Below are 26598 nucleotides of genomic sequence, written 5' to 3'. Positions count from 1 at the left end.
GAAGAATACATCATCTGATTACTTGATAATAAGTATCAATAAACCATCAATCAAAAAATGTATGAAAAAAAAACTACTTGTACAATGCATGATGACGATGTCATTACTGTTCGTATCATTTATCGTTGTTGCTCAGACAAGAGTCCTGACGGGAAAGGTTGTAGATGAAAATGCAAATCCTCTTGCAGGTGCTACAATTAAAGTTAAAGGGAGCACAATAGCTACAAGTTCAAGTGTAAGCGGGGCGTTCTCTGTAGAAATTCCCGCTGATGCACAGTCTCTTGAGGTCTCTTTTATCGGGTATCTCACCAAAGATGTGCCGATCAGCGGTAACGATATAACAATAACCATGGAGCCAAATTCGGATCACGGTCTGGATGAAGTGGTGGTTATCGGATATGGAACAGCCCGAAAAAAAGACCTGACGGGTGCTATGGTAACAATTGGAGCGAAAGACTTTAACAAAGGTCTGATGACAAGCCCTGATCAATTAATCCAGGGAAAAACACCGGGTGTAATGGTGATCAATAACACCGGTCAACCGGGAGGTTCCACGACGGTACGTATCCGTGGAAATTCATCCATCAGAGCCAGTAATAATCCATTATTTGTATTAGATGGTGTACCGATGTCCGGAAATTCTCCTTTACCGGAAGGACGCGGAGGGTTTTCATCAGACCGGGGTAACCCACTCACCTACCTCAATCCGGGCGATATAGCAAGTATGGATATTCTTAAAGATGCATCTGCGACAGCGATCTATGGATCAAGAGGTGCGAATGGGGTTGTTATCATAACAACAAAGAAAGGAAAAATAGGATCACCGGAAGTTTCTGTAGGTGCTTCTACGGGTATTTCGAGCATGCGTGAATATCCCGATGTGTTAACTGCCGCAAGATTCCGGGAAGCATTAAACTATTACACGCCTTCCGAAGTTGCAAATGCAGATTTCGGAGCTGAAGAGGATGCTTTTAAAGCAATTACACGAAATGCTGTAACACAAAACTATTATGCAGATGTATCCGGCGGTACCGAACACGGCAAATATCGTCTTTCCGGTGGTTATTTAAACCAAAATGGTATTATAAAAGGATCACAGCTAAAGAAATATACAGCAAACTTCACCGGTAATTTCAGATTCCTGGAAAACAAAAGACTGGGACTCGATTTTTCTGTATTTCTTACCCAAATGGATAATAAATATGCACCAATCAATGCAATGGTAGGTTCAGAAGGAAATGTAATATCCCAAGCGCTGCAATGGAACCCAACACGGCCGATCAGGGATGATCAGGGAAATCTGACCTTTGTAAGCACCACTACCCGTAATCCTTTAACAAGTATTGAAGCTTTTAAAGATCTGGCAGTAACCAACACTATGGTGGTTAACATTGCTCCATATTACAAAATCACGGATGATCTGGAGTACCGGTTTATCTACAGTGCCATGCGACAAACCGGTAACCGCCAGGGAATGTACAGAGCAGGTCTCATTGATCCTTCTGCTGTAAATAATGAACAGGCTTTCATTTCAAATAACGGAGAGACCAATTTACAGATGACTCATATGCTGTCTTACAACAAACAGATTAATTCTGATTGGAATGTGAATGCGGTAGTTGGCTATGAATATCTGGATTATAATTTCAACAATAACATATCTTTTGGCGGAGGATTCCGATATATGGGACTTGATTATTTTGACTATATGCAATATTCTCCTGTTGCAACGAGAGAAATATCATCATACAGAAGCCCTACAAATCAGTTACAATCCTTGTTTGCACGTGGTGGGGTTAATTATCTGAACCGTTATTTATTTACTGCTACAGTAAGAAGAGACGGCTCAACCAAATTTGGGGAGAATAACAAATATGCTATGTTCCCTTCTCTGGCACTGGCCTGGAATATAGCAGAGGAAGAGTTCCTTAAATCAAATGGAAATCTGAATCAACTGAAACTAAGATTGGGATGGGGTAAAACCGGGAACCAGGAGTTTCCTTCCGGAGCTTCATTAAACAGACTTATTTTTGGTAATCAAAGTATCAGTCAGGCCAATTACGGCAATGATGATTTAAAATGGGAAACATCCACGACCTTCAATGCGGGTATTGACTTTGGATTTTTGGGGAATCGCCTTTACGGATCAATTGATTATTTCAACAAAAAAACTACAGATGCTTTATTTGAACAGACGCTCGCTCAACCTGCACCTACAGGCCGTATATGGGTGAATCTGGATGGCGAAATTGTAAATAAGGGTGTCGAAATTTCATTAACAGGAACAATCATTAAAAGTAAGGACTGGATCTGGGACCTTACCGGAAATGCTACTTTCCTGAAAAACAGTGTAAGCGGTTTAGTCGGTTATTATGAAACCGGAGCATTGAGAGGACAAGGTTTTTCTGGAGTATTAGGACAACGAATGGTTAACGGACAGCCTTTGAACGTCTGGTATCTGGCAGACTATCAGGGAATAGATCCGCAAACAGGTATGAGTATGTACCGTGGACTTGATGGAAGTATCAGCAGCGCAAATGACCCTGCTATTAACAAATTTTATTCAAACAGTCCCAATCCTACTACTTTGTTAGGTCTTTCAACCAACGTATCTTACAAGAAAGTTTCTCTGGCAGCCAATCTGAATGGAGCTATGGGGCACTACCTGTTCAACAATACTGCAGCGACAACATTAGGATTAAGTAACCTGTCTTCCAGAAATATCGGATCAGCATTCTTCGATACTTCCGTTAAAGAATCTACTTCTAATTCATCTGCTCCTTCTACAAGATTTCTGGAGAAAGGCGATTACCTGAAATTGGCGAATCTGACACTGAGCTATCGTGTAGGTGATATTGGTAAAACATTAAAGAATCTGAATGTTTCTTTAACAGGACAAAACCTCTTTATTATAACGAAGTATACAGGTTTCGATCCTGAAGTGAATACAGACGGGGCAAACAATGGTATTCCGTCTCTTGGTATTGAGTATCTGCCTTATCCGCCGGCGAGAAATATTCTTTTCGGAGTCAATTTCTCACTTTAGACATGTATCACCTGATAATTGATAATCATTAAAAAACACAAACAGATGAAATTAAGATCTTTAATATATATAACAATCGCAGGTTCAGTTGTCGCAGGTACAGTTTCCTGTACAAAGCTGAATGAAGAGTTTAAGGGAGAACTGGAGGAAGGAACGTCAAATGTAGAACCTGGCGCTTTATTGGTTACCGCTTACAATTCGTTGAATACACCCTATCAACAGGAACAACGCTGGGTGATGCAGGAAGTGTCTACAGATGCGGCTATGGCACCTACCCGGGGTGGTGACTGGGATGATAATGGTATGCACCGTGCTATACATCTGCACACCTGGAATGCAGACAATGGCTATATGAACAATACCTTCGTCAGTCTTGGCACGACGATTTACAATGCAGGAAATGTATTGCGCTACCAACCCAGTGCACAACAGGCTGCAGAAGCCCGGTTTATCCGTGCTCTGGCTATGTTTGATATGCTGGATCTTTATGGTGTAGTTCCATTACGTCAAGGAGCCTCAGTCGAAGACTTCAGGATACCTCCAGAGGTATTGCAGCCACAGGCAGCTATAGATTATATGGTAAAAGACCTCAATGAAATAATAAACAGTCTTCCTGCAAATGGTCCCAGAGAAGCTTATGTTGCAAATAAAAATGCAGCTAAAGTCTTGCTGATGAAAATCTATCTGAATAAGGGAACTTTTCTGAACAGACAGGCTCCTTCTTTCGCGGCAGAGGATATGAATCAGGTTATTACCTTAGCAAAAGAAATTACAGCATCTGGTGCCTATACGGTATCTGCTGCAGGAAAATATTTTGACAATTTTGCTCCTGACAATGATGTAAAGTCTACAGAAAATATTTACACATTATTTAACAAAAACGGAGAAAGAGGAGGAAATGTGGACAGAACATGGAACACGATTGCTCATTATAATATGAATCCGGGAGGATGGAATGGCTGGTGTACCTTGTCAGACTATTACGATAAGTTTGCAGATTCTGATGAAAGAAGAGGTATTTATTATGATTATCCTGCCGATACAACCTCTAATAAGAGTAAAGGATATCATCGTCAGAATGTAGGATTCTTTGCCGGACAACAGTATAACTGGACTACAAACCGGCCACTTATGGCCAGAAACCCGGCTAATGCGCCACTTTCCTTTACCCGTGAAGTCACAATACGTACTTCCGGGGCAACGCTGGAGACAGCCGGTATCCGCCCTATGAAATATGCATTTGATTATGCGGTAACAGGACAAAGAAATAACGACTGGGTTGTATATCGCTATTCGGATGTACTGCTGATGCAGGCAGAAGCGATACTGAGAGGTGGCACTGGTGCTCCGGGAGATGCTCTTGATCTGGTAAACAGTATACGGACCAAACGAGGTGTGAGTTCTTTTACGACTTTGACTCTAGATGCTTTGCTGGATGAACGTGCCAGAGAATTGTATTGGGAAGGCTGGCGGAGACAGGATCTGATCCGTTTTGGTAAATTTCTACTGGCCTGGCAGGAAAAAGCTGCTGACGCAGATCCGAAGACACTGGTCTACCCTATTCCAAGCCAGCAGATTGCGGTGAACCCTAATTTAAAACAAAATACAGGCTATTAACTGGAAACGAAATAAGCTGAACATTTCAAAAAAACGGGAGAAGTGATTTTTTATTCACTTCTCCCGTTTTTGGTTGATATGCTATCTATAATAAATTATGCATCTTTCTTTTCGTAAATCTCAGAAAGTAATTCAAAGAGCTCCGGATGATCTTCCTTGAGCAGCTTTGGTTTCTGAAAGAAGTATTCAGATGTTACAGCCAGAAATTCGGCTTCGTTAGTTGCTGCATATTCGCGAATATCGGATTTGTCTCTTTTAATCATGCTGATGGTTTTGTGCATCTCTTTCAACCATGGATGAATCAATGATTTTGGAATAAGGTATTCCGGAATACCATCCGTTTCTCCATCCGCTTTATCGATAAGATGAACAAATTCATGAATCGCTGTATTCTCACCACTTCCCGAGCGGAAACCATTACGAAGTGCTGATAAAGACAATATCATCTTTCTCCCTAATACTCCGTCTCCTACCATACCCAGGATATTACGATCCCCTTCTTCTGTATTAAACTTTTCGCTAAACGTTCCGGGATAGATGAGGACTTCATCCAGATTTTCGTAAGACCAGTTTTCGAAATGAAACAAAGGAATAGTCGCACTTGCTGCTACCAGGATCTTATCTGCGTTGACAATCTGCACTCCTTTCTCGGCAGAAATCCTAGTTGTGTTTAAAAAATAAGATACACGGTGGCAAAATTTCAGTTGCTCTTCCGGATTCAACTGCTTGTAAAAATCGACTTCATCTTCAAGTACTGCCCGAATTTCAGTTAAACCAAGAGACTGATTATCAGAAATATTTTTCTTGTTTGACACATTCTTCATGACATAGTACACAAGCACTATTCCTATTATAAAGATGATAATTACAACAACGACCGGATTATACTGCATACTGCTAAAATACTTATTTTTCGCATTTAATCTTGTAGAGTAGAATTAATCTTTATAACTTCAATCACTTAATTAATTTGATCCACAATACATATGCAAAAATATCATTATACTGATGGGGTTAACAGTTTCGGGCCTTTTTCTTTAGAGGAACTTAAAACAAAAAATATAACTGCAGACACCTATGTGTGGACTCCCGAATTGACCGATTGGAAAAAAGCCGGAGAACTGCCTGAACTGGCAGAACTTCTGCAGCAGGAAAGTCAGAGTCTTTCCACTCCGCCACAGATACCTTCTGCTCCTGCTCAACCGACCTTTCAGCATAATGCAGGAACTGGTGCTCCGTTTACACCTACATCCTCCTTATTCGAACTACCTCCTAAAACATACCTTATTGAATCTATTCTTGTCACTGTCTTATGCTGCTGGCCATTAGGAATTCCTGCAATTGTGTATGCTGCCAAGGTAGAGAACAAATTCTACAGAGGCGATAAAGCCGGTGCTCAGGCGGATTCAGCAAGTGCTAAAAAATGGATTATGATTTCACTTATAGGGTGTGTCGTATTCTGGATATTGTATATTGCAATATTCGGAGGTTTGGCCTATTTCGGATCCACAATGGACACTAACAGTGACTATTCGTATTAATAAATATTTACTGGCTTCTATCCTCTTGATTCTGGGGGGCGTATTTATCTATATTTACAGAACATACGACCCCCAGGAATACGCTCTTTTTCCAAAGTGCCCTATTAAAAGTATGACTGGCTTTGATTGTCCCGGCTGTGGAAGTCAACGGGCTATTCATGCGATTTTGCATGGCGATTTTAAAGCCGCATTTGCTTTTAACCCCTTTCTTTTCTTTGCTGTTCCCTATTTATTCCTCAACTTATATTTTATTACCAGACCATCTCTTACAGCACAACAGCTCAAATGGCGAAACCGCCTGTTTGGTTATCGTGCGATGCTCCTGCTCATTGCCAGCATTATTGTTTTTACGATTTTGAGGAATATATTATAATCAACGACCTCTAAACTTATGCAACCTATTGCAACATGTTGAATTTATTTGGGAAATATACCTTCAGGTCACGAAAAATCAGCGTTGAAAATAAACAACTTGCGATATTGAGCATATGCCTTATTGCCAGCGGATTAAGCAACATTATTTTCAATCTGAATATTGTATTTCCAATCGGGATCAATCTTCTGATCCTGACTGTGATATCGTTGCATCTGTATATTCTGAAGCTGGCACTCCAGAATAGAGCAACAGAACGTATTAAGTTCTGGTACTTCTCTTATTTAACAGGATGTCTTGCGGTCATATGGGGACTCAATAACGGCTTAGACAGCAGCATACCGCTATTCTTTGTATTTTATCTTATGGCAGGTCTGCTTTCTTTATCAGACCCCTACAGATTACGGTTTGGCATATTCTTTCTGATCGTTTCCCTTTTCTGTCTGATCATTGATAATTTCTTTCCTCAATATATTGTTCCTTATGCCAGCCAGAAGGAAAAACATATGGATCTGTTATTTTCATTTGTGCTGACACTGGTTATTTCCACAATTATGATCTCCTCTTACAGAAGAGTCTATGACTATGAGAAGAAGGTATTAATCCTTCAGAAAAAGATGCTAAAGCTCTCACAGAAAGAGTTAATTGAATCGAAGGAGGTGGCAGAAGCTGCAACGCAGGCAAAATCAAAATTTATCATGACGATGAGCCATGAGATACGAACTCCTCTTAACGGCATTATCGGCACTATAGATCTTCTCAAAACAACCAAACTAGACCAAAATCAACAATTACTTATAGAAAATCTTCAGGCCAGTAGCCATATCCTTTCCGATCTGGTTACAGATTTACTGGATATTTCCAGAATTGAAACCAATAAATTTGAAATAAATTATACTTCTTTCAGTTTAAATAAAAGCCTTTCCTCTCTGAAGCATGTCGTTGATCCTATGCTAAAAAGCAAAGATTTAACGCTGGATATCCAGATTGCGGAAGACACTCCTTTTGAATTTATTACAGATGAAGCCCGTTTCAAACAGATTCTGTTAAATTTATTAAGCAATGCTATTAAATTCACGCTTAAAGGAAACATTACGGTATATATAAGTTACCTACTATTCCATGATAAATATGTCCTTGAATGCAAAGTGAAGGATACCGGAATAGGCATAAGAAAAGAAAATATTTCCCGTCTGTTTGATCAGTTCTCTCAGATTGAAGAGCCACAGATTCCGGACAATAAAGGAATCGGACTTGGACTGGCAATCTGTCAAAGGTTACTGCATATACTGGGCGGACATATTGAAGTAGAAAGTGAATATGAAGTCGGGACTACATTTACTTTCCGGTTGCCCGTATTACTCCCCCAAAATCAAATTCCCTTAAAAATATATCAACAAAACCCAGATTTATCATTCATGGAAAAAAAACGCTTTCTTGTTGTAGAAGATAATAAAATCAACCAATTGGTACTTTGTAAAATGCTGGAAAAGCTGCACTATTCCTATCATGCTGTAGAGAATGGACTGGAGGCCGTAGAAAAGCTTCAAATAGAACATTTTGACATTATACTCATGGATATTCAGATGCCAGTGATGAATGGAATAGAGGCTACCAAAGTGATTTTAGAACTATACAACCAACGTCAGGAAGAAGCTCCTGTCATCATTGGATGTTCGGCCCATGCTTTAGAAATCGACCGTTCCAACTATCTCCAGATGGGTATGAGCGACTTTATTATTAAACCTATTACTATGGATCATTTAAAAGATGTAATCAAGAAAAACAGTATTTAATTATTTTTTTAAGATTAAACTTTTTATAGAAAATATACTCTATATTAACATCGATTATATTTACACATTATGATTCAACTATCTAACTTCAAATTTTTAAGAGTAGTCTTGATACTGCTTACTATTTTTATTCTCGGAAGCTGTAAAATGATATCCGGAAGATCTGGACCTGATTTCACCAAAATACATGTAGGCATGGTGAAAGAGGATGTAATCAAACAAATAGGTAAACCCGGGGCTATTGTATCCTCAAAAAAGTATAATGATGGTGTCTTAGAGGTTCATGAATACTACACCTGGCAACCTGAAGTTGTCATAGATTCGACAACCATCTACAGAGAATACTGGTTATTCTATTTTAATAACGAACTACAGGAGTGGGGAACTAAAAAGAGTTATTCTCCGGAAGATTACGACATTTATTACCGCAGATTCAGAGGGCGTCACTAATAAAAAAAATAAACGAAAAGAGGGTATTGCAGAATTCTGCAATACCCTCTTTTTATATATCGCTGTATGATATTACATCATTCCGCCCATGCCGCCACCCATTGGAGGGGCACCTGCGCCAGCACCATTTTCTTCAGGCTCATCTGCAAGGACACATTCTGTAGTCAATAACATAGATGCGATAGAAGCTGCATTTTCCAATGCTACACGTGAAACCTTAGTCGGATCGATAACACCTGCACCGATCAGGTTTTCGTATTTATCTGTACGTGCATTGTAACCAAAATCAGACGTACCTTCTTTTACTTTCTGTACGACTACAGCACCTTCTACACCTGCATTATTACAAATCTGACGCAAAGGCTCCTCGATAGCACGTTTGATGATCTCAATACCGATAGTTTCATCTTCGTTTTCACCTTTCAGGTTAACTAAAGATTCTGTTGCACGAATAAATGCAACACCACCACCAGCTACGATACCTTCTTCTACTGCTGCACGAGTAGCATGTAAAGCATCATCAACACGGTCTTTTTTCTCTTTCATCTCTACTTCAGTAGTAGCACCTACGTAAAGAACGGCAACACCACCTGCTAATTTAGCAAGACGTTCCTGTAATTTTTCGCGATCGTAATCAGAAGTAGTAGTTTCGATCTGAGATTTAATCTGGTTTACACGGGCTTTGATATCTTCAACATTTCCGCCACCATTGATCACTGTAGTATTGTCTTTATCAACAACAACTTTTTCAGCCTGACCTAAGTAAGAAAGCTCAGCATTCTCTAATTTATATCCTCTTTCTTCAGAGATAACTGTACCACCTGTAAGGATAGCGATATCTTCTAACATTGCTTTACGACGGTCACCGAATCCAGGAGCTTTAACGGCTGCAACTTTCAATGAACCACGGATTTTATTAACAACTAATGTTGCCAATGCTTCTCCGTCAAGATCTTCCGCAATGATCAATAATGGTTTACCTGTCTGTACTTGTTTTTCCAATACAGGTAACAATTCTTTCATATTGCTGATCTTTTTATCGTAGATCAGAATGTAAGGGTTATCTAATTCTGCTTCCATTTTGTCAGAATTAGTCACGAAATACGGAGATAAGTAACCACGGTCAAATTGCATACCTTCTACAGTTTTTACTTCTGTTTCAGTACCTTTTGCTTCTTCTACTGTGATAACACCGTCGTTACCTACTTTTTCCATTGCTTCAGCGATCAATGAACCGATTACTTCGTCATTATTTGCTGAGATTGTAGCAACCTGTTTGATCTTGTTGTTGTCCTGACCTACAACCTGAGATTGAGATTTCAGGTTAGCCACAACAGTAGCTACAGCTTTGTCAATACCACGTTTCAGATCCATCGGATTAGCACCAGCTGCTACAGATTTAATACCCGGAGCGATGATAGCCTGTGCCAATACTGTAGCTGTAGTCGTACCATCACCAGCCTGATCAGCTGTTTTAGATGCTACTTCTTTCACCATTTGTGCGCCCATATTTTCCAACGCATCTTTCAATTCGATTTCTTTAGCTACCGTCACACCATCTTTAGTGATTGCAGGTGAACCAAATTTTTTCTCGATAATTACGTTACGACCTTTAGGACCTAATGTTACTTTTACAGCATTTGCCAATGTGTCTACACCTTTTTTCAGTGCGTCACGAGCTTCAACGTTATATTTTACTTGTTTTGCCATTTTATTTTAGATTATTAGTATTTAGATAAAAAGATGTTGCCTTATTATCTCTGTTACTCTGATGTTGTTATTAAATTAAAAGACTAAAGAACAGCGTAAATATCAGCTTCACGCATAATTAAATATTCTTTTCCTTCGTAAGTAATCTCTGTACCTGCATACTTGCCATATAACACTTTATCGCCAACTTTAACAGTTAGAGGCTCGTCTACTTTACCACTACCTACAGCTACAACAGTTCCGCTTTGAGGTTTTTCTTTTGCCGTATCAGGGATATAAATACCTGATGCTGTTTTTTCTTCTGCAGGAGCAGCTTCTATTACCACTCTGTCTCCGATAGGTTTAATGTTTAATGCCATAATATTATTCTCCTATTATTTTTAATTGATTGTTTATGTAAAAGTTTACAGGAACAAGTCAACATCAATTATGCCAAAGGACGTTTTTAAAGTTTTGTTGTCAATTTTTCACTAAAAGCGTGAAATTTCTGACACAGATATTTTTTTCAGTGTCATGATGTCAGCCAATGATGACATAAAAAAAGCCCTGTTCAATGTTGAACAGGGCTTGAATATTGTTGTCTTTAAAAGTCTCTTACTTTGCAGAATCTGTTTTACCAGGAGCTGCAGCAGGTGCCTGCTGTTGCTGTGCAGGATTCAGATTTAAAGGACCTTGCTGAGCCGGAGCTTCAATCTGATCACTTAATCCACCTTTTGAAGCTGCTCCGCCTTTAGACGGACCCAGAATATTGACAGCCAGACAAAATACCATTAAAGCTATGACCAATGTCCATGTTCCTTTTTCCAGAAAATCACCTGTACGTTTTACGCCCATCAAATTTGATCCTCCTGAAAATCCTGAAGAAAGACCTCCTCCTTTTGGATTTTGAATCAACACCATAAGTGCCAACAGTACACTGGTTAATATGATCAAGACAATTAATAATGTTTGCATTTCTTTGTATTATTTATTTAGTTTAATTTTTGCTCTAATTCTTTAATGCGGCCAGCAAAGTAAGCATTTTTTTCCGGGAATTTCAAAATTAATTTTTTATACACCTCAATCGCTTTCGGAAACAAGCCCTGATCTGCATAAATAATCGCTAATGTCTCAGTGACAAGCGTAAATTGATCCTCGGCACTTTTTCTGGCCTTATTCTCCATATTCAGCTGATCAGCCTGAGGAGGTTTAATCTGCGGCTCTTCGCGAATAAATTTTTCAATCACATCATCCAGCTTTTTCGGAAGAGGTTGCACGGGTTTGTGTTTTACTTCTTCGCTCAATTTAGCCTCAGGTGATTGTGAACGGAAAACATGTTCACGGATCTGCTGATCCAGAATATGTTCATCTAATTTGGATGGATCAAACTGTCCTTTCTGCGGTTTTGGTAATTTGACTTCTGCAAATGGTCTGTATGTACCGGCATGTTCCAATCGCGTTTTGTGCAACCACCACAGAAAACTATAAGGCATCAGATCGTCATGATAAAGACTGACTCTCTCTTCTTCATCTGAAGACACCTGTACAATTTCATCACCGGACAGCTGAAATTCCGGAAAATATTCCTTCTCAAGTTCAACTGTTTCTTCCTGTGGATCTGGCACAATCTCTTCACCAGACAACTGAAACTCCGGAAAATACTCCTTTTCAAGCTGGGCTTCTTCTATGTCATCTACAACTTCCACCTGCTCTTCTTCTGTAACTTCTTCTTCCGTATATTCAGATTGAACAGCTTCTTCCTCTGTCTCCATATAGGATTCGTCTTCCGTACTTATTGTTTCCTCTTCGACCTCAGCAGATAGCTGGTCTACATCTTCAAATGCAATATAGCCGTCCGGTTCTGCTTCCAACTCCGGCACGACCAGAGGTTGCCTGCTTACATATTCGGATAACCAGGCAGCATTCGGAGCATACAATAATGCCAATGAGTTTTGCGACAACATTCCCGTTGACAGAAACTGCTGACGCTCATATGCAAAACGAATAGGTTGCGCATAAGGATATTCTTCCACCAAACGCTGCAGATCTTCTGCCGGAAGCTGTCCGGGATCTGTCAGTGCCTGATGAAATATTTCAACCTTAGACTTACTTGTATTTTCCATATTGTATCGGCTACCAGTTCGCAAATGCACGGTTATATATATCTTCCGTCAGCATCTCAATAATATCTTTCGTCAACCCTTCTTCCTGTGCCTGCACCGTTCCTGAAAAATCTTTGAAACGTGTGAAAATCTGCTCACTGAAACTATCTTCCGGTTTTTTCTGATTCGTGTAGGTCACTTTGACGGTGATAGTCAACCGGTTCAAAGCTGCCATATCCGTACGAGCCTCTACTGCGGCAGGAGTGATCGTATAGTTTGTAATAAATCCTTCGAAGATAGCATCTCCCCCCGTATTGACCTGACTAAGTCTGGTCTGATTACGAAAACGGGTTTTGAGGGCCTCCGTAAAGTTTTGACTCAACGTAGCATATACCATAGGTGCAATATTTTCGAAAAACTGCACATTGACTGTTTTCATATCTGCAGGAATAGATCCCCCTGTAAAACTGTATTTTACACCACAACTGGAAACTGTACACAGCATCACAGCTGCCGTTATTATCAGATTTAGATAGACTTGCTTTAACTTACGCATCGGGTCGAGTATTAATCTAAATTTAAGTCTTTAATTTTTCTATAGAGTGTCCGCTCTGAAATACCCAATTCCTGAGCCGCAGCTTTACGCTTGCCCTTATGTTTTTTCAAAGCTTTTTTGATCAGGTCAGATTCCTTTTCTGTCAATGACAGAGACTCTTCCACTTCTTCCACATCCTGTGTTTCATACGAATTGAAATCCACATTAGGTGAATGAGCCGGACGTGCATTGTGGATTGTCCAGGAAGATTCGGACTGCTCTGACAGCATTGATGCCGCAGGCTGAACTTCCTGATACAATTGATTGATATAAGGTGAGTTCTGATCAAAAGTACTTGGATTAACCCCTTTCTGGATTAATTCGACCACAAGTTTCTTAAGATCTACCATATCCTTTTTCATATCGAACAATACTTTATACAAGATATCACGTTCTGAAAAATCATCTTTTGGTGCATTTTGAGGCACGAAAACAGGCAGGTTAGAATGTTCCGTGGGCAGATAATTTTGAAGGATAGCCGCATTTACAATACGCTCCTTTTCCAAAACCGCAATCTGTTCCGCTATATTCTTTAGCTGACGCACATTCCCCGGCCAACTGTAGTTCATGAGCGACTGTTGCGCATCATCAGTAAGCTGTACACCCGGACTACGGTATTTATCAGCAAAATCAACAACAAATTTTCTGAAAAGCAGATTAATATCTTCTTTACGCTCGCGCAATGCAGGAATCCGCAACGGAACTGTATTCAGACGATAATAAAGATCTTCTCTGAATTTACCCTTTTTCACTGCTTCAAACATATCCACATTTGTAGCTGCAACCACACGTACATTTGTTTTTTGAACTTTTGAAGATCCGACGCGGATATATTCTCCGGTTTCCAAAACACGTAACAAACGTGCCTGTGTACCTAAAGGCAATTCGCCTACCTCATCTAAAAAGATAGTACCACCGTCTACAACTTCAAAATATCCTTTACGTGCTTCATGTGCACCTGTAAAAGACCCCTTCTCATGGCCAAAAAGCTCTGAATCAATAGTTCCTTCAGGAATAGCACCACAGTTGACGGCTATAAACGGCCCATGCTTGCGGGAACTCAGTTGATGTATGATGTGCGAAAATACTTCCTTACCACTACCACTCTCTCCCTGAATCAATACGGAAATATCTGTGGGTGCGACCTGTCTGGCCACATCAATTGCTCTGTTGAGCAAAGGAGAGTTGCCAATTATACCAAATCTGTTTTTTATATCCTGATTATCCACAGTTTTATTTCTTTTAGAAATTTGAAGATTAATTTGTTCTCTTACTCTACGATACGACCAAGTAATGTAGCTGAAGTACAAGACTCTCCAAGCACATTGACATAATCTCCTACTTTATAACGATTATCTACGGGGAAGACGACCATTGCATTCTGATCATTACGTCCTGCAAAGTCTTTATCTGATCTCTTGGAATAGCCCTCGATCAATATTTTATGTACTTTACCGACAAAATTCTCAATGCGGTAATGGCTGTGCAAACGCTGTTTGGCTACAACTTCTGTCAAACGACGCTTTTTGATTTCTTCCGGAATATCATCTTCATAACGTTTGGCTGCCAGTGTACCCGGTCTTTCTGAATATGCAAACATATAGGCATAATCATATTTGACATAGTCCATCATCGAAAGCGTTTCCTGATGTTCTTCTTCTGTCTCTGTACAGAATCCTGTGATCACGTCTGTAGAAATACCACATTCAGGGAGAATACGACGAATCGCATCTACACGGTCAATGTACCAGGCTCTGTCATATGTACGGTTCATCAATTCCAATACTCTGGAATTACCGGACTGTACAGGAAGGTGAATATAGTTGCAGATATTTTCATATCTGGCCATTGTATGTAATACTTCATCCGTAATATCTTTAGGATGAGACGTCGAAAACCGAACACGCAGTAAGGGACTTACATCTGCTACCTTAGCCAGTAGCTGAGCAAAGTTAACAGGTTCAGCAGCAGATTCTCCTTCAGCTACAGGCGCTGTAAATTTATAAGAGTCTACATTTTGCCCTAATAAAGTCACCTCTCTGTATCCGGCATTGAACAGATCCTGTGCTTCCTTGATAATGGAATCCACATCTCTGCTACGCTCACGACCACGTGTAAATGGTACGACACAAAAAGAACACATATTGTCACAGCCTCTCATAATTGAAATAAAAGCAGTAATTCCATTGGTATTCAGACGTACCGGATTGATATCAGCATAGGTCTCTTCTCTGGACAGCAACACATTGACAGCTTTTGCCCCGTCATCGACCTGTTCGATCAGATTAGGAAGATCACGGTATGCATCCGGTCCGACGACAACATCGACCAGTTTTTCTTCTTCGAGGAATTTAGATTTCAAACGTTCCGCCATACAGCCCAGTACGCCCACGATCATCCCGGGATTTTTGGATTTAGCAAATTCAAACTCCTTCAGACGATTACGCACGCGGGTTTCGGCATTTTCACGGATGGAACAGGTATTGATAAATACAACATCGGCTTCATTGAAATCCTTCGTTGTCTCAAAACCTTTATCCATTAAAATAGAAGCTACGATTTCACTGTCAGAAAAGTTCATCTGACAGCCGTAACTCTCTATATAAAGTTTTCTTCCGTTACTATTATCTGCGCTTGCCTCCAACTGTAAAGCCTCTCCCTGACGGGATTCGTCATGCTCTTTAGTGCTATGTGATAAATCTATCATTGTCAAAATTCAAAGAATACAAAGTTAGGAATAAAAAATCACAAAACGTGACATATTGGCAGGATAAACAAGCTTTGACTAAAATTTAACATTCCAAAAAGAAAGGGCATTATCCTCGCGACAATGCCCTTCCGGTAAAAGTTTAAAAAGTACTATTTATTTTGTTGCATTAATAGCCTCTTGTTTCATTTTATCGCCTGCTACGATAACAATCTCTACACGACGATTTTCAGCGCGACCTGCATCTGTATCATTACTTGCCAATGGCTCAGAGTAGTTCTTACCTTCTGTATTGATACGGCCACCGTTCAATCCTTGTGAAACGGCATATGTTTTTACTGCTGCTGCACGAGCTTCAGAAACTTTCTGATTAGCGGCTAATGAACCTACGTTATCTGTATGGCCGATAACCAAAATCTTAGTATCAGGCTCTTTATTCAAAGTAGCTACTAATTTGCTGATATTTGTTTTTGCTGAAGCTTTCAGATCAGATTTATTAAAGTCGAATAAAATACCTTCGTCAAATTTAACGATGATACCTTCATCAGATTTGATTACTTCCGCACCAGCTACTGTATTTTCGATTTCAGCTGCCTGCTTATCCATTTTTTTACCGATCAACGCACCTGCAGCACCACCAATTACCGCACCGGCAATAGCACCTACAGCTGTATTACCAGCCTTTCCTCCGATAAGCGCTCCAAGGGCACCACCACCTGCAGTACCGATAGCGGCACCTTTAGTTGTACTGTTCATGTTCTGAATAGTAGAACAACTTCCAAATAACATTGCAGAGGTAGCTAATGTCAACCCAAAAACAGCTATTTTCTTATTTACTTTCATAATCATATTTTTTTCTAATTCTAATCCTGTGTGTTGTAGATAATATCAAAACAAAGCATATGCCAAAATCACTCTGCACCACGCTTATAATCAAAAAAACCTTGTCAAATAAGCAATCAACAAGGTTTTCATTATATTTTTTTTATTTCTCCTGTGGAGGAATTGCTAATTTCGGAAGTCGTTCAGGCTTCGGACGTCCATCTTTTTCAAACTTTTCGAACGATTTCTTGACATAATTCATAATATCATATTGTCCCCAGTGCTGTACCATATCCGGAGATGGCCTGTATATAGACATAAAGGATTCCAGATCTTCTCCCTGTAGCGCAGTGATATTGGTCACAGTAGACCGCGTAAACACTCTATCTACTTTACCTTCTTCTATCTCTCTGTCCATATATCCCTGAAAACGTTTTGCATTTTTCGCTTCCCGGCCAAAAAGATTATACAGCGCTGTTGCAGGACTTGCCAGATAGGTCATTGTCTTATTCTTCCCACCGTTGTAAATACCCTTCTTCTCATAATCTCGCATGATATTATTCATCTCCGCTTCCTTGGTCATCCGTTCGACAACCACTGTTTCTAGTTTAATACCAGCCTGCATATCGATCAGAATATCTTCTTTAGAGTACAGAATGGTCTTTACCGATCCATAGCCAATTTTTGAGAAATATAAACTATCTCCTACAGAAGCATCTATATTAAATATTCCAAAATTATTTGTGATACTTACTCTACGGGTACGCAGATTGGTAACATTAACATCTGAGAGTCTGGTACCGGCTCCTTTCTCCATGACCAACCCACTAACCTGACTCATGGTCTGGGCGTGTGATGCCTGAATATTGAATCCAAAGAAAAGAATCAACAGATAAAATCCAAACTTATACTTTGTTAACTTATACATACAGGCTAAAAGTAATAATACTTTAATAAATCAAAATGTTAAAAATACCTAAAAGTCTATGCTGACTTTTTATAAGGATAGAATACAAAATTCGCGCCTTCAGGCACAACCACAAACAGACACATATAATCTTCAGGCTTTTTGTATGTGCGTTCAAAATAAGCTTTCCGATCCTCTTTTATCAAACCTCTTTCTACAAATTCTTCCAGAGAAGAGGCATTGATACTCCATTTGGTATTCAACTCTGTCTTATCTAATATCACCTCTCCCACACTCACCTGATGCTGATGTGCCACAAAAATAGGAAACAGGGTATATCCCTCAGACAACATCTCTGTAGCCACTTCTTTGATTGATTCAGCATAAAAATCAAGATCGACCTTCAGACTATCCAATGGACTTTTCTGTTCTTTCTGTCCGTCTCCGCCGGCTTGATTTTTTAATAATTGTTCCAAATCCATATGCTTATCTTTTCAATTTTAATAGCACCACATTTTCAACGTGTTGCGTGTGTGGAAACATATCAACAGGCTTGATGCGATCCACTGTATATTTTTCATTTAATAATGCCAGATCACGTGCCTGTGTAGCCGCATTACAGCTTACATATACAATTTTGTCAGCTTCCATTTCCAGCAATCGCTGTACCACATCTCCATGCATGCCTGCGCGCGGAGGGTCTGTAATAACTACATCCGGTTTTCCATGTTCTGCAATGAAATCTGCTGTAAGGACATCTTTCATATCGCCGGCATAGAATTTCGTATTGCCAATCTGATTGATAGCTGAATTGATTTTAGCATCCTCAATAGCTGTCGGTACATACTCCACACCAATCACTTCACGTGCCGTTTTGGCAACGAAGTTAGCGATGGTACCCGCACCTGTATAAAGATCATATACTAATTCATCTCCTGTCAATCCTGCAAACTCTCTTGTAATCTTATACAATTCGTATGCCTGAAGTGAATTTGTTTGATAAAATGACTTTGGTCCGATTTTATATTTCAATCCTTCCATCTCTTCATAGATAAAATCTCTTCCTTTGAAGATGTGTATATCCTGATCGAAAATAGTATCATTTTTTTTCTGATTGATGATATACAGCAGGGAGTCGATATCCGGGAAATTACTGTTGACATAATTCATCAGTAACTCGACCTGTCCGTCTTCCGGATAAGCAAATACAACAATCACCATCAGCTCTCCTGTAGAGGCTGTACGAATAATAAGGTTACGCAATGCTCCCGCATGTTCGCGGAGGTCATAAAAAGAAATCTGATTTTCTATTGCAAATGCACGTATCTGGTTACGTATAGCATTGGAAGGATCCTGCTGTAAATAACAATGGTCTATATCGAGAATTTTGTCAAAACGTCCGGGAACATGAAATCCTAAAGCATTCATTTCCAATCCGTCATTAGCATCATCTATAGAAGTAAGCCATCTTTTATTTGAGAATGTATATTCCAGTTTATTACGATAATATTCGGTCTCTCCGGACCCTAAAATGGGCTCCATAATAGAAGTATCGACCTTGCCTATTCGCGCAAGCACATTATCAACAGTCTGTTGTTTAAATTTCAACTGGCCATTATAGTCCATATGCTGCCACTTACATCCGCCACATACACCGAAGTGTTCACAAAAGGGATCTATACGATATTCGGATGCTTTCTTAAGCGTTGCGACTTTCGCTTCTGCGAAATTTTTCTTCTTCTTAACCAATTCCACATCGACGACATCTCCGGGTATTGCCTTATCAATAAACAACACCAATTCATCGGTTTTACCGACTCCTTTTCCCTCTTCAGCGATATCAATTACAGCAATATCCGAAATAAATTTTTTCTCTTGTGGAATTCTTCTTCTCATGATAGGCGCAAAAATACAGTTTTTAACGGAAATAATCAGACCTTCCGTGCGATCATAACAGGAAGGAGATTAGATCAATGCTGCCTGGACAAGATATGGGAGTATTTCTTTTTGGAAAGAAATAAAATTTTTGCGAACATCCCCATCGGAAACTGCTGTGAACGCAAATGAAAAAACAACGTTTTTACTGGTTTTAATAAGGAAGGTTAACTTCTCTTCAGGAACTTCACTGGCAATCGCCTCATTTTGGATAAATGAACTCAGCAATAAAAATTCAAGATCTTCTGACAGCGTTTTCAGATATTCCTGAGCGTTGGCCGATTCCCGTATAAACTCCCATCCGACAAACTCATTACACACTGTGTAAGTCAAACGACTGACACGCAGAATGGTATTGGCCAAAAAAGTGGAAAGATCTTTCTGATTTACATTTTTATTAAGAATATCCTTCACATTATCCCGGATATAATCCATCAGGATTGCGTGGAGGATAAGCTCCTTACTTACAAAATATTTATAAACGGTAGCCTTGGAAACATTGGCCATTTTGGCCAATTCGTTGACACTCGTCTTGTTATAGCCGTATCGTCTGAACAGCTCTCTGGCAGCCTTTTTTATGGATGTAACTATTTTTTCAGGCTCCATTATATATCAATTTTGGATAATATAGGTTTCCCCCTGCTTCATCACATAATAGGGTTTCAGCGGACATTCAGCAATATCCAGCGGAGAACCATCCAGCAAGAGCCATTTAGCGCCACTCACAGGGTCTTTGACAACATTGGGATTATCATCCAATACAACTTTGTTTCTCTGCTCCGGATTAACTGTACTGCAACGGTCATAGGCAATAAAGGTATTATTGCCGGTATTGTATACGATGACGCCTGCGACTCCGATTCCGTTAATCACATCGGCTCCTCCTGCTGCAAACAGCTTAGGATTGCTTCCCTGACTAAAGCGATAGTGCACACTCACACTTGGCACGACATTACAGCCCCCCTTAGAACAGGAGAATACTGAGAAAGTAATACATGCAATTATACCAAGTCTGAGCAATGCTTTCATTTATATAATTTCTGTCTGGAACTGATTGAGAAAACGAACATCATTTTCAGAGAACAGACGTAAATCTCTGATTTCATATTTCAGATTTGTAATACGCTCTATACCCATACCAAATGCAAATCCGGAATATTTAGTGCTGTCTATACCACAGTTTTCCAATACATTAGGATCAACCATACCACAACCAAGGATTTCTACCCAGCCGGAATATTTACATAACTGGCAACCGGCACCTTTACAAATGGTACACGAGATATCCATCTCTGCTGATGGCTCTGTGAATGGAAAATAAGAAGGTCTGAAACGTACTTTTGTCCCTTCTCCATATAGCTCCTGTACGAAATGATAAAGGGTTTGTTTAAGATCTGCGAAAGATACATTCTCATCTACATACAATCCCTCTACCTGATGGAAAAAGCAGTGTGCACGTGCAGATATAGCTTCATTACGATACACACGTCCAGGCATAATGGCTCTGAACGGTGGCGTACCCGCCTCCATCAGACGCACCTGTACAGAAGAGGTGTGTGTACGGAGAGCAATATCATTACCATCTTGTTTTTTGATAAAAAAAGTATCCTGCATATCCCTTGCCGGATGCTCCGGTGGAAAGTTCAGTGCTGAGAAATTGTGCCAGTCGTCTTCTATCTCAGGGCCTTCCGCAACGATAAAACCAAGTTTCTTGAAGATTTCAACAATTTCTTTTCTAACCAGAGACAACGGATGACGAGCTCCTAATGTAAAACCATCGCCTGGCAGGGTAAGATCTCCTTCAGCTTTAGCCTGACTAACTTGTCCAGTGGAACCAAATTGTTCCTGTGCCTGCTGATATTTACCTTCAGCCAGTTGTTTGAAATCATTAAGTACTTTACCTAAAACACGCTTTTCTTCAGCAGGAGCGGCCTTAAATTCTTCAAATAAACTCTTGACTATTCCTTTGGAAACCAAAAATTTCAATCTGAAATTCTCTACATCAGCTGAAGTCTGCGGATTGAACTGCTCGATCTCTTCAGTATACTGCTTTATTTTATCTTGCAACATAAGGCCAAAGATACAGCAAAAATTAAAAAAGTTAAAATGACATCGGCATTGATTGTGTATTAGTTTTATGAATACCGACACCTGGCTGTCATATTATCCGGACAAGCGAAGATTTACACGTTATGAGTTTAGCGCTGTAACCTACATAAAAATTACAAAGGATCCTGTTTTGGCAGAACCCTTTGTATTAGTAATATTATATAGTCTGTTTCTTTTTAAAACGGCAGTCCGTCGTTGTCATCATCCAATTCTTTGAAATCGACCTGTTGTTCTTTATTTTCTACTGACTTATCGGTAGCCCCGGCAGTATTTGCAGCCTGAGCAGGTGGTTCAAAATCAGATTTACGACCTAATAAAGTAAAGTTCTCAGCTACTACTTCTGTAGTGTATCTGCGAATCCCCTCTTTATCTTCATAGGTACGTGTTCTGAGACGCCCTTCAATGTACACCAGACGCCCTTTTGTCAAATATTTGGCGGCAACATCGGCCAGGCCCCTCCACATCACGATATTGTGCCATTCTGTTTGTTCTACTTTTCGACCATCTTTGTTGAATGTTTCTGAAGTTGCCAACGGGAAACTGGCAACGCTGACGTTGCCTTCTAAGTAACGGATTTCAGGGTCCTTGCCCAAATGCCCAACCAAGATAACTTTGTTAATGCCTGACATGATATTAATTTAGGAGTTTAGTAATTAGCTAATGTTGGTTTCTATAAAACTAAAAATCAACTTATGTTGAGCTAATTTATTTAAATCTTTTAAGAATACATAATTCCAAGACTTTTTTTTCAACTTTAGTGCAGAAGGATTGTGGACTTTATAAAATTGAGCGTAGATATTCTGGTGGCTGAGTATGTGTTTGATTACATTGCCTTTTAATTCAAGCGAAAGATCTTCCGAAAAATGCTCTTTTATACGCTCATCTTTCAGAATATCCAGCCCCGAAAGCGGTTCTGTAGTTTCAATCATCGGAAATTCATACAGATTCTGCCATACATCACCTTCACCTCTTTTGGACATCAGAATCTGATCATTCTCTTCCATTATAAAATAATGAAAATACCGGTTTCTGCTTCCTTTTCCCTTCTTTTTAAGGGGCAACAGGTGTACTTTATCTTCTTTGAGAGCTACGCATTCCAGATTAAAGATACAGCTGCCACAGACCGGTGATTTTGGTTTACATTGCATGGCTCCGAAATCCATAATAGCCTGATTATACCGTGCCGGATCGTCCATATCCAACATTTCATTTGCCAGTTCAGTGAAAATTCTCTTCCCTGCTGGGGTATTAATTTCGACTTCAACCCCAAAATACCGGGATAATACACGGAAAACATTTCCGTCCAATACTGCTTTTGCCTGATTTGCAGAAATTGAGGAGATTGCGGCTGCAGTATATTCTCCTACTCCCGGAAGTTTAATGACTTCATCATAAGCCTTTGGAAAAATCCCTCCAAAATCAGAAACAACCATTCGGGCAGCCTTGTGCATATTTCGTCCACGGGAATAATATCCCAAACCTTGCCACAGGTTGAGTATATGATCCTCATCTGCTGATGCGAAATCCTGAACAGTTGGATATTGTTCTGAAAACCGCATAAAATAAGGCATTCCCTGTTCTACACGGGTTTGTTGCAAAATGATCTCAGACAGCCAGATGATATAGGGATCCTGTGTATGTCTCCAGGGCAAATCACGCCCATGCTGATCATACCAGGCAATTAATCGTTTTGAGAAGGACATAGGTACAAAGTTGGGAAGATTTTTGCAATGTCAGAAATCAAACTATTATTATAGCTGAGATTGTAACAATTGCTCCAGTTCTTTCACTTTATTTATGTTCCTGGTGGCTATATTATCTTTTTCAGCTTTATCGGTACGCAGATTATATAACTGCGGCTGCTCGTCATTGCCAAGCTCGATATTTACAGCTTTGTCTATTTTAGCTCCCTTTCGTGGTTTGATGTACTTATAATCTCCCTGTATAATGGAAAAAGTACCTGAACTTTTCACCAGATAAGCACGTCCTTTCTTGTCATGTCCTGTTAATGCTTTCCATTGGTTCTGACTATCTACAGCCTGATCTTTAGGATAAGAAATACCGAACTGACCGGCAAACGAAGCCAGCAAATCTACTTGCCCGATCAGCGCGTCTGATTGTTGTTCTCCTTTGATAACTGCAGGCCAGCTCACCAGAAAAGGCACACGTGAACCCGCTTCGAACGCACTGTATTTGCCTCCTCTCCATCCACCAAATGCATCATGATTAGCGGATTTCTCTACTGCCTGATCGGCATATCCATCATCTAAAACCGGACCATTGTCACTGGTGAAAATAATGATGGTGTTCTCATAAATACCGCTGTTTTTTAGCTCCTGTACCAATTGACCAACAGTGTAGTCCAGCTGGAGAATAGCATCTCCCCGAAGTCCAAGTTTGCTTTTGCCTTTAAATAAGGTGGCCGGCATACGTGGCACATGGGGTTCAGTAGCATTGTAACATAAGAAAAATGGTTTCTTCTGATTGGTTTTGATAAATTCCTTCGCCTTTTCAAAGAATGTCAGCGTCAGCTCTTCATCCGCCCATCGGGCATCTTTTCCTCCTGTCATCCAACCAATACGTCCTATACCGTTTACAATAGTATTATCATGTCCCTGACCGGGAGAAGCATGGAGTTTGAGTAATTCCGGATTTTCTCTTCCTGTAGGTTCATTTCCGATTTTTTGCCGATAGTTTACCTGTATGGGATCTTTAGCATCTGCTGCCAGTACATAATGATTCTCCAGAAAAACTGTCGGCACCCGATCTGCTGTCGCCGGGAAGATAAAGGAATAATCATAACCTACTTCTAACGGTCCGGGTGCGATTTTGCCATTCCAGTCTTTTTCGACCTGTTCTCCCAATCCAAGATGCCATTTGCCTACAATCCCAGTAATATAGCCTTGCTGATGAAATACTTTAGGAAGCGTAATCTTGTCCTGAGGGATAATAAGTGCCGCATCTCCCGGTAAGATGCCGGTACCTTTTGCACGATAAGGATTGTTTCCGGTCATAAGCGCATAACGGGATGGCGTACAGGTAGATGCTGCAGCATGTGCATTTGTAAATCTTATTCCTGATTTTGCCAAGTTATCCAGATGAGGAGTTTCTATGTCCTGTCCGCCATAGATACTGAGGTCTCCATATCCCAGATCATCGACGTAAATCATCAGTACATTCGGTTTTTGTTTATCCTGGGCCTGCACCTGCTGACACGTAAACAGGAAAACGGCCAGACTGATGTAACTGCATATCTGTTTCACATTCATAGCTTTTGTTCAAAAATAGCTTCTGCTTCTTTATCATCTACCTGCCGGATTTCAGCAAGCAGTTTCTTTTTCATACGTCCGATAATCGCATCTGATGACTTGTCTGCGTATATATTGTTCATTTCATGAGGATCTTTTTCCAGATCATATAATTCCCATGATTCTACTCTTTTATAGAATCTAATAAGTTTGTATTTACCATCACTGACTCCAAAGTGTGGAGATACAGCATGTGTACCGTTCTCATAGTAATGGTAGTAGCTGGATTTTCTGAAAGACTTCCTCGCATCTTTCAGTACAGAATAGAATGATTTTCCTTGTATTTCCTTTGGTATTCTGACTCCTGCGATTTCCAATAAAGTAGGAGCAATATCAATATTCATTACCCGGGCTTCTGTATGTGTACCCGGTTTGATTACTCCCGGATATCGTGCAACCATTGGTGTACGGAAAGATTCTTCATACATAAAACGCTTATCAAACCAGCCATGTTCTCCCATATAAAATCCCTGATCTGACAGATAAATTACAATAGTATTATCCTTCAGTCCATGTGTATCAAGATAGTCCAGCACCTCGCCTATATTTCTGTCCAGAGAAGCTGCAGTATTGAGATAATCTATCATATAACGCCGATACTTCCACTCTTCCAGTTGTCTGCCGGAAAGTTTACGTGCATAGAAATCATCCTGAATAGGCTTATAGTATGCGTAATACTTCTCAAACTGGCTTTCTGTGAAACGAGAAAAGTCATAATCTTTTCGCATATCCTCTTTTGTAGGGTACATCTTCAGGTCATAAGGCAGTAGCATATCTTTAGCAATACTCATTTCCTGGACAGCTGCTGCTTTTCTTTTATCATACTGATCATAGAAGTTATCCGGCAACGGAATTTCAGCCTGGTCATAAGTCCCAAAATCTTTAGGATCGGGCAGCCATGAACGATGAGTAGCTTTATGTCCCAGTATCAGACAGAATGGTTTATCTTTGCTCAAGGTATCTAACCATTTTTCCGCCTTCTCAGTCACAATATCCGAAACGTATCCTTCTATCTGTTCCCGCTTATCACCCTGATTAATAAAAACAGGATTAAAATAATGCCCCTGACCATCCAGTATACTGTAATAATCAAAACCCTGTGGTTTGGCACCCAGATGCTGTTTACCAATCCATGCCGTGCGATAACCTGATGCCTGTAAATCTTTTACAAAAGTAGACTGATTATGATCAAAATGTGAATTCTCATTATCCTTAAAACCATTTTTATGGCTGTACTTTCCGGTAAGCAATGTCGCTCTGCTTGGACCACAAAGTGAATTTGTAACGTAAGCCCTGTCAAATATAGTTCCTTCTTTTGCGATACGATCAATATTCGGAGTATGTGCTATGGCAGAACCGTATGCTCCGATAGTCTGAAAGGAATGGTCATCTGAAATAATAATCAGAATATTCGGTTTATTTTGTGCATTTGAGATGCAGTTTATCAAAATAAAAAAACAAATTAGCAGGTATCTGTTCATCATGGTTAGGTATTATATTTCAAATATGCAATTTTGATTACAGAAACTGTAACTTTAGCCAGATAAAATGTCGCAAATGCTTACGGAAACGTTTGTTTTCTTCATGATTTAAAAGGACTT

25 protein-coding genes are annotated in these 26598 nt (G+C 39.9%); 6 read left to right on the top strand and 19 right to left on the bottom strand.

All coding sequences use genetic code 11. From position 1 onward, the window contains the following. Positions 1–61: 61 nt before the first annotated feature. Positions 62–3046, top strand: a complete 2985-nt coding sequence (locus I6J02_RS08745; protein ID WP_201681340.1) for a SusC/RagA family TonB-linked outer membrane protein — start codon at positions 62–64, stop codon at positions 3044–3046. Positions 3047–3091: 45 nt separating this feature from the next. Next, on the top strand, positions 3092–4663 hold the full coding sequence (locus tag I6J02_RS08740; protein WP_201681339.1) for a RagB/SusD family nutrient uptake outer membrane protein: 1572 nt from the start codon (positions 3092–3094) through the stop codon (positions 4661–4663). A gap of 95 nt (positions 4664–4758) precedes the next feature. On the opposite strand, the gene I6J02_RS08735 is transcribed toward I6J02_RS08740, so the two are convergent. Further along, positions 4759–5556, bottom strand: a complete 798-nt coding sequence (locus tag I6J02_RS08735; RefSeq protein WP_201681338.1) for a zinc-dependent peptidase — start codon at positions 5554–5556, stop codon at positions 4759–4761. A gap of 93 nt (positions 5557–5649) precedes the next feature. Here I6J02_RS08735 and I6J02_RS08730 point away from each other — a divergent pair, with 93 nt between their 5' ends. From I6J02_RS08730 to I6J02_RS08715, 4 genes are all read left to right on the top strand, one after another. Further along, positions 5650–6204: a CD225/dispanin family protein gene (locus I6J02_RS08730; RefSeq protein WP_201681337.1), complete on the top strand. Its 555-nt coding sequence runs from the start codon at positions 5650–5652 to the stop codon at positions 6202–6204. Positions 6205–6316: 112 nt separating this feature from the next. Continuing rightward, positions 6317–6577 (top strand): DUF2752 domain-containing protein, encoded by a 261-nt coding sequence (locus I6J02_RS08725; protein ID WP_201681336.1) that lies wholly within the window; start codon positions 6317–6319, stop codon positions 6575–6577. 35 nt (positions 6578–6612) lie between these two features. Further along, on the top strand, positions 6613–8373 hold the full coding sequence (locus tag I6J02_RS08720; RefSeq protein WP_201681335.1) for an ATP-binding protein: 1761 nt from the start codon (positions 6613–6615) through the stop codon (positions 8371–8373). Between the two features lie 69 nt (positions 8374–8442). Further along, positions 8443–8823: a hypothetical protein gene (locus I6J02_RS08715; protein ID WP_201681334.1), complete on the top strand. Its 381-nt coding sequence runs from the start codon at positions 8443–8445 to the stop codon at positions 8821–8823. Between the two features lie 72 nt (positions 8824–8895). Here the strand turns inward: I6J02_RS08715 and groL are convergent, their stop codons facing one another. From groL to I6J02_RS08625, 18 genes are all read right to left on the bottom strand, one after another. Beyond that, on the bottom strand, positions 8896–10533 hold the full coding sequence (gene groL / locus I6J02_RS08710; RefSeq protein WP_201681333.1) for a chaperonin GroEL: 1638 nt from the start codon (positions 10531–10533) through the stop codon (positions 8896–8898). Positions 10534–10616: 83 nt separating this feature from the next. Further along, positions 10617–10892 (bottom strand): co-chaperone GroES, encoded by a 276-nt coding sequence (groES, locus tag I6J02_RS08705; RefSeq protein ID WP_002997808.1) that lies wholly within the window; start codon positions 10890–10892, stop codon positions 10617–10619. A gap of 235 nt (positions 10893–11127) precedes the next feature. Next, on the bottom strand, positions 11128–11487 hold the full coding sequence (gene secG / locus I6J02_RS08700) for a preprotein translocase subunit SecG (protein WP_003008790.1): 360 nt from the start codon (positions 11485–11487) through the stop codon (positions 11128–11130). A gap of 17 nt (positions 11488–11504) precedes the next feature. After that, positions 11505–12635, bottom strand: coding sequence for a hypothetical protein (locus I6J02_RS08695; protein ID WP_201681332.1), 1131 nt, complete (start codon positions 12633–12635; stop codon positions 11505–11507). Between the two features lie 10 nt (positions 12636–12645). After that, positions 12646–13170: an LptE family protein gene (lptE, locus tag I6J02_RS08690; protein WP_201681331.1), complete on the bottom strand. Its 525-nt coding sequence runs from the start codon at positions 13168–13170 to the stop codon at positions 12646–12648. Positions 13171–13181: 11 nt separating this feature from the next. Continuing rightward, positions 13182–14438 (bottom strand): sigma 54-interacting transcriptional regulator, encoded by a 1257-nt coding sequence (locus I6J02_RS08685; protein WP_201681330.1) that lies wholly within the window; start codon positions 14436–14438, stop codon positions 13182–13184. 41 nt (positions 14439–14479) lie between these two features. Then, positions 14480–15916, bottom strand: a complete 1437-nt coding sequence (gene miaB / locus I6J02_RS08680; protein WP_201681329.1) for a tRNA (N6-isopentenyl adenosine(37)-C2)-methylthiotransferase MiaB — start codon at positions 15914–15916, stop codon at positions 14480–14482. A 156-nt stretch (positions 15917–16072) separates the two neighbouring features. Beyond that, positions 16073–16765 (bottom strand): OmpA family protein, encoded by a 693-nt coding sequence (locus I6J02_RS08675; protein WP_003008800.1) that lies wholly within the window; start codon positions 16763–16765, stop codon positions 16073–16075. Between the two features lie 136 nt (positions 16766–16901). Beyond that, positions 16902–17666, bottom strand: coding sequence for a hypothetical protein (locus I6J02_RS08670; RefSeq protein WP_201681328.1), 765 nt, complete (start codon positions 17664–17666; stop codon positions 16902–16904). Positions 17667–17722: 56 nt separating this feature from the next. Then, positions 17723–18127 (bottom strand): hypothetical protein, encoded by a 405-nt coding sequence (locus tag I6J02_RS08665; protein ID WP_201681327.1) that lies wholly within the window; start codon positions 18125–18127, stop codon positions 17723–17725. Positions 18128–18131: 4 nt separating this feature from the next. Further along, a complete protein-coding gene (rlmD, locus tag I6J02_RS08660) occupies positions 18132–19541 on the bottom strand; it encodes a 23S rRNA (uracil(1939)-C(5))-methyltransferase RlmD (RefSeq protein WP_201681326.1) in 1410 nt (469 codons plus the stop codon). Between the two features lie 69 nt (positions 19542–19610). Then, on the bottom strand, positions 19611–20186 hold the full coding sequence (locus tag I6J02_RS08655; protein ID WP_201681325.1) for a TetR/AcrR family transcriptional regulator: 576 nt from the start codon (positions 20184–20186) through the stop codon (positions 19611–19613). Positions 20187–20192: 6 nt separating this feature from the next. Next, positions 20193–20609 carry a hypothetical protein gene (locus I6J02_RS08650; RefSeq protein ID WP_201681324.1) on the bottom strand — a complete coding sequence of 139 codons (417 nt, stop codon included), beginning with the start codon at positions 20607–20609 and terminating at the stop codon, positions 20193–20195. Next, positions 20610–21650, bottom strand: coding sequence for a phenylalanine--tRNA ligase subunit alpha (gene pheS / locus I6J02_RS08645; RefSeq protein WP_201681323.1), 1041 nt, complete (start codon positions 21648–21650; stop codon positions 20610–20612). A 215-nt stretch (positions 21651–21865) separates the two neighbouring features. Next, entirely contained in the window at positions 21866–22318 is a 453-nt protein-coding gene (locus I6J02_RS08640; RefSeq protein WP_201681322.1) for a single-stranded DNA-binding protein, read from the bottom strand. Between the two features lie 24 nt (positions 22319–22342). Further along, on the bottom strand, positions 22343–23392 hold the full coding sequence (gene mutY, locus I6J02_RS08635; protein ID WP_201681321.1) for an A/G-specific adenine glycosylase: 1050 nt from the start codon (positions 23390–23392) through the stop codon (positions 22343–22345). Between the two features lie 48 nt (positions 23393–23440). Further along, the gene (locus I6J02_RS08630; RefSeq protein ID WP_201681320.1) at positions 23441–24958 is read right to left on the bottom strand and encodes a sulfatase family protein; all 1518 of its coding nucleotides are present in this window, start codon (positions 24956–24958) and stop codon (positions 23441–23443) included. Further along, positions 24955–26481 carry a sulfatase gene (locus tag I6J02_RS08625; protein WP_201681319.1) on the bottom strand — a complete coding sequence of 509 codons (1527 nt, stop codon included), beginning with the start codon at positions 26479–26481 and terminating at the stop codon, positions 24955–24957. Before I6J02_RS08625 ends, I6J02_RS08630 begins: the two co-directional genes overlap by 4 nt. Positions 26482–26598: the final 117 nt, after the last annotated feature.

Source organism: Sphingobacterium spiritivorum, from assembly GCF_016725325.1.
Taxonomy (GTDB): Bacteria; Bacteroidota; Bacteroidia; order Sphingobacteriales; family Sphingobacteriaceae; genus Sphingobacterium.
The sequence above is the reverse complement of the archived record's forward strand: the minus strand, read 5'-3'. Positions and strand labels throughout refer to the sequence as shown.